This window comes from Tardiphaga sp., assembly GCF_044340795.1.
Taxonomy (GTDB): domain Bacteria; phylum Pseudomonadota; class Alphaproteobacteria; order Rhizobiales; family Xanthobacteraceae; genus Tardiphaga.
Map to the genome: position 1 here is coordinate 47175 of NZ_JBIISY010000011.1, position 8004 is coordinate 55178.

Below are 8004 nucleotides of genomic sequence, written 5' to 3' on the forward strand. Positions count from 1 at the left end.
AAGGTACGATCAACATAAGACCCGTGGCATTGCAGCGCCCTTCTTGCGCGCTCACAATGCCTCGTGTCGCGGCGCTGCGCCAGCGCCGTGAAATCAATCAGTGCGCCGGATGCGGAAGGGCTGCCATCCGCTGACGGATGATGACATTGCCCACGGATCTATTCCGGCTTGATTCCGGCGTCTTTCACGACCCTCGCCCATTTGCCGATCTCTGTGCTGATCTGCTCCGTGAAAGCTGCAGGTGTTCCGCCGACCGGCTCGACGCCCTGGTCAAGGAAACGGCGCCGGACATTCTCCTGCTTGAGGATCGCGTTCATCTCCGCATTGAGCTTCCGAACGATATCCTCGGGCATGCCCGCCGGTCCGACGACGCCGAACCAGACATTGACCTCGTAACCGGGGACGCCTGCATCGGTGACGGCCGGCACATCCGGGGCGAGCGCGGTGCGCCCCTTGCTGCTGACGCCGAGCGCGCGCAGCTTGCCGCCATTCACCTGGGGCAGGACATTGGGGGTATTGTCGAAGGCAACGTCGATGTGACCGCCGAGCATGTCATTCACCATCGGTGCACTGCCCTTGTAAGGCACATGGACGATGTCGATGCCCGCCATGCTCTTGAACAGCTCCATGGACAGGTGGTTCGAGGAGCCGATGCCGGTCGAGCCGTAGGTAACCTTGCCGGGATTTTGCTTCGCATAGGCGATCAGATCCTTGACGGAATTGATCGGCAGCGACGGTTTCACGACCAGCAGGTTCGGCGTCTGCCCGGCAAAGATCAGCGGCGTGAAATCCTTCACCGTGTCATAGGGCAGGTTCCGGTAGATGCTGGGATTGGCCCCGAACGGGAAGGCGATGCCGAGCAGCGTGTAGCCATCGGGCGGAGACTTGGCGACAGCCTCGGTGCCGATCAGCGTGCCACCGCCGGGCCGGTTTTCGACCACCACAGGGACGCCGAGCGACTCCTGCAGTTTTTGCGCAAAGATCCGCCCGAGCGTGTCGTTGAAGCCGCCGGGCGGATAAGGGACGATGTATTTGATGGTTTTGCTGGGATAGGCCTCGCCTGCCGGAGGGGTGGCCTGCGCGTATGCGCAGGCGGTCCCAACCAGCAGGAGGATAAGCGCGCGGCAGGCGAAGTGAACGAAACGCTGGGCGCGCAGTACGACTTCCACCTGACGCGTGTCAGACATAGCAAGGTCCTTCGATCAGTGGATGGGCGTTGATGAAGGCTTCGTCGATCTCGACGCCGAGGCCCGGGATTTCCGACGGCGCGACGCAGCCATTGGCGTCGAGCTTGTAGGGAATGCCGCCGACTTCATCGCGGAACGGATTGTGCTTGGCGACGTCGCCTTCGAAATAGCCGGGGTCTTCCACGGCAGCGAGCACGTTGATGGTCGCAGTCATGTTGATTCCTGTCGCGGAAGTGTGCGGATTGAACGACAGTTTCCATGCCTGGGTCATGCCCGCGATGCGCATGGATTCCGTCACGCCACCTGTCTTCGACAGATCCGGCTGCACGAAGCTCACCGCACGATCCTCGATCAGGCGGTTGAACTCGTAGCGGGTAAAATGGTTTTCGCCGGCAGCAAGCGGCGTCGAGCCCATCGCGGCAGCCGCCTGATAGGAGCGATAGTCCAGCGCCGGGAACGGCTCTTCGAGCCAGCCGATCTGCAGATCGTCATAGGCCGGCATGACGCGGCGGACATCGTCGAGCGTGTAGCCGGTATTGGCATCGACCAGGATTTCGATGGTATCGCCAACAGCCTTGCGGACGGCCGCAGCACGCGCCACGTCATCGCGCGGATTGTCGCCAACGCGCAGTTTCACGGCACGGTAACCTTGCGACACATAGCCCTGCGCTTCCTCTGCGAGAGACTCCGGCGCCTGCCAGCCAAGCGAGATGCCGCCGGCATAGGCCTTGATCGGTTTTGAGGCGCCACCGAGAAGCTTGTAGAGCGGCCAGCCCGCGGCCTTGGCGCGGATGTCCCACAATGCGAGATCAAGGCCGCTCAGCGCCATGGCGGCGGCATAGCCCATGCCGTGGCTGGAGAGCTGCATCTGATAGACGCGATGCCAGACACCGACGACGTTCATGGCATCCATTCCGGTGACGAGTTCGGCAATCGTCGTGTCGATCAGCTTGGCGATGGCACCGGGGCAGCGGCCGTGATGCGCTTCGCCCCAGCCGGTCAAGCCTTCATCGGTCGTGACCTTCACCAGCACGGCGTCGCGCTTGACGGCGCGGCCGATGCCGAGGCGGACATTCTGGCCCTGTGGCACGCGGTAGGAGATCGGAACGGCTTTGATTGCTGTAATTTTCATGGGAGCCTCATGCTGCCTTGTGACCGGGATTGACGAGATTGCGCGGCGTCTCGCCACGCAGGATACGGAGCATTTCTTCCGCGGCGCCGACGGCCATGTCGCGGCTGCTGCTGGCGGTCAGCGCGGCGGCATGCGGCGTCAGCAGCAGGTTCGGGCAATCGAACAGCGCGTCGTCGGCGGGCAGGGGCTGGATGTCGAACACGTCCAGCGCGGCACCGCCGAGCTTGCCGTCTTTCAGCGCGGCGATTAGCGGCGCATTCTCCACCACCGCGCCGCGCGAGACATTGATCAACACCGCATCCGGCTTCATCTGCGCGATACGTGCGGCATTGACGAGACCGCGCGTTTCATCTGTCAGCGAGCAGCAGATGACCAGCGCATCGCTGCGGGCAAAGAGCTGATCGAGCGAGACCTCTTCCACATCGGCGGGCAACGCGCCCTTGCGGCGCGAGGTGCCGATCACCCTCATGCAAAAGCCCTGCTTGGCCATCTGCGCGATGCGGCGCCCGATGGTGCCGACACCGAGAATGCCGAGCGTGGCGCCGTTCAACTCGGTGAAGCCATCCGTCGTGGCGCGTGCATCGCCCCAACCCGTGCTTCGCATCAATTCATCCATCACATGAATTGGACGCCGCAGATGCAACACGGCCGACATTGCATATTCGGCAACTGCCGACGTATTGCTGCCCGGCAGATTGGCCACGGCAACACCGCGGGCCGTGGCGGCATCAACCGGAATGAAATCGAGCCCGACGCCATGGCGCACCATGCCCTTCAGACGCGGCGCATGATCGACGATGTCGTCCGGTAGTTTGGCGCGCACGATGATGCCATCGGCATCTTTCGCCCATGCACGCAGCGTGTCAGGCCTGGTGTCGGGTGCCGTGATGAGCCGCGCATGCGGCTTGAGAACTGCCTCGCCATCGGCATGCATCGGATTGGTCAGGAGGATGGTGGGCAATTCAGGCATCGAAGGCCGGTCCTTCCGTGATGGGATTGGCGAGCTGGCCGAGACTCTCGACGGTCGCGATGACGGTCGAGCCCGCCTTGAGCCAGGCCGGCGGCTTGTGCATCGCTGCAACGCCGGCGGGGGTGCCCGTGGCGATGACGTCGCCGGGTTCAAGCGGACCACGATGCGAGAGCCACGAGACGAGTTCGGCTACGCCAAAAATCATGTCTCTGGTCGAGCCGCGCTGCAGCACCTTGCCGTCCACCGTCAGCGTGACTCCGAGTGCGTGCGGATCCGGCACTTCGTCGGCCGAAGCGAGGAACGGGCCGAACGGACCGAAGGTCGAGATGTTCTTGCCGCGATCAAAGCTGCCATCGGCCTTGATCATCTCGCTGGCGCTGACATCGTTGAAGCAGCCATAGGCCGCGACATATTCCAGCGCCTGCTCCTTCGACACATTCACAGCGCGCTTGCCGATCACGGCCGCGAGTTCGGCTTCATACGTGCAGCCGCCGATCCCGGCGGGCAGCACGATGCTGCGTCCGGGAGCGATCACCGTCTTCGGCGTCTTCATGAACAGCACCGGCTCCGGCGGCGGCGCGATGCCGCGTTCGGCAACGGCATCGCGATAGTTATGCGCGATGCCGAAGATGCGCGGCGGCATCGGCAGCGGCGCCAGCAGCGTCACCTTGTCGAGCGTCAGCCGGGCGGCATCCGCTAGACCATGCGCGGCGAGGATGCTGACGATCTTGCCGAGGCCGGCATCGAGGAACGACTGCAGTTGCGGCGCCGTGCCGTTCAGGTCCGCCCGCATGGACGGATGGGCCAGATCGAAGATGGTGTCGGTCGGGCTCGTGCCATCGCCCTGCAGGACGCCGGCGCGGGTTGAGCCTTGCTCGACAAAGGTCACGAACCTCATGATCGCAGCCCCGCCATCACGCGACGCGATATTTGTCGATCACCGAACGATCGACCTCGATACCGAGGCCGGCGCCGGTCGGCACGGCGATCACGCCGTTGACCTGATTGATCGGCTTGACGGCGAGATGATCGCGAAAGGGGTTTTCCTCCTGCTCGAATTCCAGCATCGGCGGCATCGGGAACAGGCTTGGCGGCTGGTTCGGGATCGAGGCGAGGAAGTGGATGGTGGCGGAGAGGCCGACCACCGAGCCCCAGGCATGCGGCACGCATTCGACGCCATGGGTGCTGGCGAGCGCTGCGATCTTCTTACATTCGGTGATGCCACCGGCCGCGCAGACGTCAGGCTGCACGATATCCATCGCCTTGCGCACGATGGCGTCGCGAAAGCCCCAGCGGGTGAATTCGTTCTCGCCGCCGGCCACCGCCATGTCGAGCGCGCGCGTCACCTCGATATAACCGTCGATGTCCTCCGGCGAGATCGGCTCCTCGAACCATTCGATATCGAGCTCTTCCAGCTTGCGGCCGAGCTTGATAGCGGCAGGCACCGTGAGGCAGTGATTGGCATCCACCATCAGCTTGATGTCGGCGCCGATCGCCTCGCGCACCGCTTTCACGCGCTCATAGTCGCGCTTGATGGAGCCGAGGCCGATCTTCATCTTGATCGCCTTGAAGCCGGCCTTCTTATAGCCCTCGGCCTCCTCGACGGCCTCATCGACGAGGCGCTCCATGTCCGTGAAATACAGGCCGGTCGCGTAGCAGTCGACCTCGGTGCGGAAGGCGCCGCCGATCAGCTTGTGAACCGGCTTGTTGCAGGCCTTGCCGATGATGTCCCACAGCGCGATGTCGATGCCGCTGATGGCGGCAATCGACATGCCCTTGGGGCCGTAGTCCTTGATGCGATTATAGAGGTCTTCCCAGATCACCTCGACGTCGAACGGATCGCGGCCGACGACGCGCGGCGCCAGCTGGGTATCGATGAAGGCCTTTGCGACGGCAGAGGGGCCATAGCATTCGCCCCAGCCGACGATGCCGTCATCGGTCTCGATTTCGACGAGGCAGGTGCCACGCGTCTTGTAGAGCCATCCGCGCGATGAGGTGAACGGACGCTGCACGGGAGCAGCAACAACGTGGCAGGTGATCTTCTTGATTTTCAATGTCAGGTCCTCGACGAGTACGGCAGATGAGTGCAGCCGGCGACACATCGCCGGCTGCGGTTATTCCTTCGGGAATGTCTGTGCGGCGACCTTGCCGATGGCGACGGCAACGCTGTCGACTTCCTTGCCGAGCGCGTCGCCAGTGAGGTCGTCCACCAGGAAGACGTTCTTCTTGGCGAATTCCTTGAAGCGCGGGTCCTGGATGGCAGCCCGGAAGGCTGTCACCAGCTTGGTGCGCACATCATCGGGCAGGCCGGCGGGGCCGACGACATAGGCCATCTGCACGACGGGGCCGTACGGGAAAACGTCAAAGCCGCGTTCCTTGAAGGTGGGCACCTCCGGGAACATCTCCAGCCGCTCATTGGCAAAAATGCCGACCGGCGTGAGCAGCTTTTCCTGGATCTGGCCGAGTGTCTCCGACGGCTTCAGCACGCCGGAGTCCACGTGCTGGCCGATGAGGTCGGCAACGACCTTCGAGCCGCCGGTATAGGGTACGTTCACATATTCGACGCCGGCAGCACGCGCGGTCATCGATGCGAAGATGTGATTGAGATTGTAGCTGCCGGGCGTGCCGATGGTGACCTTGCCGGGCTTGGCTTTCATGTTGGCGATGTAGTCGGGCAGAGACTTCACCGACGAGGACGACGCGACCAGCAGCATCAGCGGATCGGTCGAAACGCGCGCGATATGGGTGAAGTCCTTGTTGGTCAGGCCGTTCGCCTTGTTCTGGGCGATCAGCGCCAGCGTCGAGCTGGTGCCCATGCCGATGACGTAACCGTCCGGCGTCGAACTGGCGACGCGCTTCATGCCGATGACGCCGGTGGCACCGGCCACGTTTTCGATGACCAGCTTGATGCCGTGCTCACGCAGGATCGGGTCCAGCGCGCGGGCCGCCACGTCATTCGAGCCGCCCGCATTCCACGGGACGATGAAGGTGATGTCCTTCTGTGGGAACCCGGACTGGGCCGAGGACGGTGAAACCGCAAGTAAACCAAGACCGGCAGCACACAGCGCTGCACGCCCAAAGGACGTGATGCTCAACATTGTTTTCCTCCCATTTTTGTTGTTTGTTATAACAAACATGATAGGAGGTCAACGCGGTATCTGCATGCGATTTGCGGAATCGGGGTTGGGTAGGCTAGCGAGCAGGGAATGACATCGCTCAAGCGCATTGAACGTGAACCGCTTTGGGATCTGGCCCATGCGCAGCTCCGCGACGCGCTGCTGGCTGGCCGTTTTGCGCCGGGCACGGTGCTGACCTTGCGATCCCTGGCGGAGACGTTCGGCACCTCGATCACGCCGGTCCGCGACGCGGTCACCCGACTGGTGGCGCAGGGCGTCTTGCAGCAAGGGCCCCGCAACGCCGCGATCGTGCCGCATCTGACACACAGCGAACTCAATGACCTCACCGTGGTGCGCTGCGCGCTCGAAGGGCGCGCCGCACGCGAGGCAGCAAGACGGCCGCAGGCCGCATCACTCGAACGGCTTCAGGCATTGCTCACAAAGATGCAGTCGCTGATCGCGGCACGTTCGCTCGAAAGCTATCTCGAGCATCATCGCAAGTTTCACTTCGAGATCTATGCGATGTCCGGCGTTCCGATTCTGGTGGAAACGATCGAGAACATGTGGCTTCGCTGCGGTCCGGTCCTGTCCTTCGTGATTCCCGAATATGTCGTGTTGCTGAAGGGGTGGGATCATCACACGGCCACGCTGAAGGCGATCGTCGCCGGCGATGGTGAGGCGGCCGAGTGGGAAATCGTCGCGGACATCATGGAAGCGGCCCAGTATCTGAGCAGTCTGGCCGACGCCGGCGGCCAACTGCGACGCCCGATGCCTGAAGCTGCGGCCGGCTGAGTTTCTCGCCTCGCCAAATGGCCCATCCACAACGGGCCGCAGCACCTAGATTTTAACCGCCGCCCTGCCTATATTGATCCTGTCGCAAGACGATGGCGCTGAACCTCACGATGGACCGCAGGCAGACCCGGGGGCAGTACCCGGCGCCTCCACCTCAGCAGCTTCTGGATTTGATGCAGGGCTGCTCAGGCGGGGGCGAAACAGGATCGATGGCTGCGAAGAAGTCGCGAATTGTGCTCGGCATGATACCGCCGTTATCGGGTCAAAAACCTAAATGCCAACGATAACGTTAGCATGAACGAAGTGCGCCTCGCGGCGTAACCGTTCGGGGTTGGTCCACCTAGCAACAGAACGGCCGGCCGCGTCATCCTTCGGGATGGCGCGGTTTTATTTTGGGCGCCTCGGACGCAATCGAACTGCGTCGAGCCGCCGCGTCCGAAAGCGCTCGATTGCAAGCTGTTGCCAAGACTGCGACGCATTTCGATCACTTTGAAATGCGAACTGTTACGCATTCAGGATCGGACAGAAGGAGCAACCCATGGCGCGAAATTTTGGCGTTGGACGGCGGTTCAACAATCCGGCCGATGCGCCGGTATGGCCACTATGGATGGTGACCTTTGCGGCGGTCGCGGTGATCAATGCGGCGACCTTCCTGCCGCCGCGTTAGCGTAACGCGGTCACCGCAAGCTCATCCATTGGAATTAACCTGCGTTAGCAGCGGCGTGGCAATGCGAGGCATTTCCGCGCCGTCATTTTAAATTTCGCTCGGTACATTGATCCCGAACACCATCGGGGGCGATCGTGACC

The 8004-nt window shown here is 62.7% G+C and carries 8 protein-coding genes and 1 other RNA gene; 3 read left to right on the forward strand and 6 right to left on the reverse strand.

Annotated features, from left to right (window positions below; all coding sequences use genetic code 11):
* Positions 1 to 158: 158 nt before the first annotated feature.
* Genes ACIQ17_RS03425 through ACIQ17_RS03450 form a run of 6 tightly spaced genes read right to left on the reverse strand, consistent with a single transcriptional unit; the run spans position 159 to position 6387 of the window.
* Positions 159 to 1187, reverse strand: a complete 1029-nt coding sequence (locus tag ACIQ17_RS03425) for a Bug family tripartite tricarboxylate transporter substrate binding protein (protein WP_398465394.1) — start codon at positions 1185 to 1187, stop codon at positions 159 to 161.
* Positions 1180 to 2319 (reverse strand): mandelate racemase/muconate lactonizing enzyme family protein, encoded by a 1140-nt coding sequence (locus ACIQ17_RS03430; RefSeq protein ID WP_398465396.1) that lies wholly within the window; start codon positions 2317 to 2319, stop codon positions 1180 to 1182. Before ACIQ17_RS03430 ends, ACIQ17_RS03425 begins: the two co-directional genes overlap by 8 nt.
* A 7-nt stretch (positions 2320 to 2326) precedes the next feature.
* Positions 2327 to 3289: a hydroxyacid dehydrogenase gene (locus ACIQ17_RS03435; RefSeq protein WP_398465397.1), complete on the reverse strand. Its 963-nt coding sequence runs from the start codon at positions 3287 to 3289 to the stop codon at positions 2327 to 2329.
* On the reverse strand, positions 3282 to 4187 hold the full coding sequence (locus ACIQ17_RS03440; RefSeq protein ID WP_398465399.1) for a fumarylacetoacetate hydrolase family protein: 906 nt from the start codon (positions 4185 to 4187) through the stop codon (positions 3282 to 3284). The genes ACIQ17_RS03435 and ACIQ17_RS03440 overlap by 8 nt, the downstream gene beginning before the upstream one ends.
* A 16-nt stretch (positions 4188 to 4203) precedes the next feature.
* Positions 4204 to 5343: a mandelate racemase/muconate lactonizing enzyme family protein gene (locus ACIQ17_RS03445; RefSeq protein WP_398465401.1), complete on the reverse strand. Its 1140-nt coding sequence runs from the start codon at positions 5341 to 5343 to the stop codon at positions 4204 to 4206.
* Positions 5344 to 5403: 60 nt separating this feature from the next.
* Entirely contained in the window at positions 5404 to 6387 is a 984-nt protein-coding gene (locus ACIQ17_RS03450; RefSeq protein ID WP_398465403.1) for a Bug family tripartite tricarboxylate transporter substrate binding protein, read from the reverse strand.
* Between the two features lie 108 nt (positions 6388 to 6495).
* Here ACIQ17_RS03450 and ACIQ17_RS03455 point away from each other — a divergent pair, with 108 nt between their 5' ends.
* The 3 genes from ACIQ17_RS03455 (at position 6496) to ACIQ17_RS03465 (ending at position 7864) form a co-directional block, all read left to right on the forward strand.
* Complete coding sequence (locus ACIQ17_RS03455; RefSeq protein WP_398465405.1) at positions 6496 to 7197, forward strand: GntR family transcriptional regulator; 702 nt, start codon at positions 6496 to 6498, stop codon at positions 7195 to 7197.
* A 42-nt stretch (positions 7198 to 7239) separates the two neighbouring features.
* Positions 7240 to 7559: a transfer-messenger RNA gene (ssrA, locus tag ACIQ17_RS03460) on the forward strand.
* 176 nt (positions 7560 to 7735) lie between these two features.
* Complete coding sequence (locus ACIQ17_RS03465) at positions 7736 to 7864, forward strand: hypothetical protein (RefSeq protein ID WP_398465407.1); 129 nt, start codon at positions 7736 to 7738, stop codon at positions 7862 to 7864.
* The last annotated feature ends 140 nt before the right edge of the window (positions 7865 to 8004 follow it).

Coding starts and splice junctions, on each gene's coding strand:
- ACIQ17_RS03430 (WP_398465396.1), bottom strand. CDS start 2,319: ATGAAAATTACAGCAATCAAAGCCGTTCCGATCTCCTACCGCGTGCCA.
- ACIQ17_RS03450 (WP_398465403.1), bottom strand. CDS start 6,387: ATGTTGAGCATCACGTCCTTTGGGCGTGCAGCGCTGTGTGCTGCCGGT.
- ACIQ17_RS03440 (WP_398465399.1), bottom strand. CDS start 4,187: ATGAGGTTCGTGACCTTTGTCGAGCAAGGCTCAACCCGCGCCGGCGTC.
- ACIQ17_RS03425 (WP_398465394.1), bottom strand. CDS start 1,187: ATGTCTGACACGCGTCAGGTGGAAGTCGTACTGCGCGCCCAGCGTTTC.
- ACIQ17_RS03435 (WP_398465397.1), bottom strand. CDS start 3,289: ATGCCTGAATTGCCCACCATCCTCCTGACCAATCCGATGCATGCCGAT.
- ACIQ17_RS03455 (WP_398465405.1), top strand. CDS start 6,496: ATGACATCGCTCAAGCGCATTGAACGTGAACCGCTTTGGGATCTGGCC.
- ACIQ17_RS03465 (WP_398465407.1), top strand. CDS start 7,736: ATGGCGCGAAATTTTGGCGTTGGACGGCGGTTCAACAATCCGGCCGAT.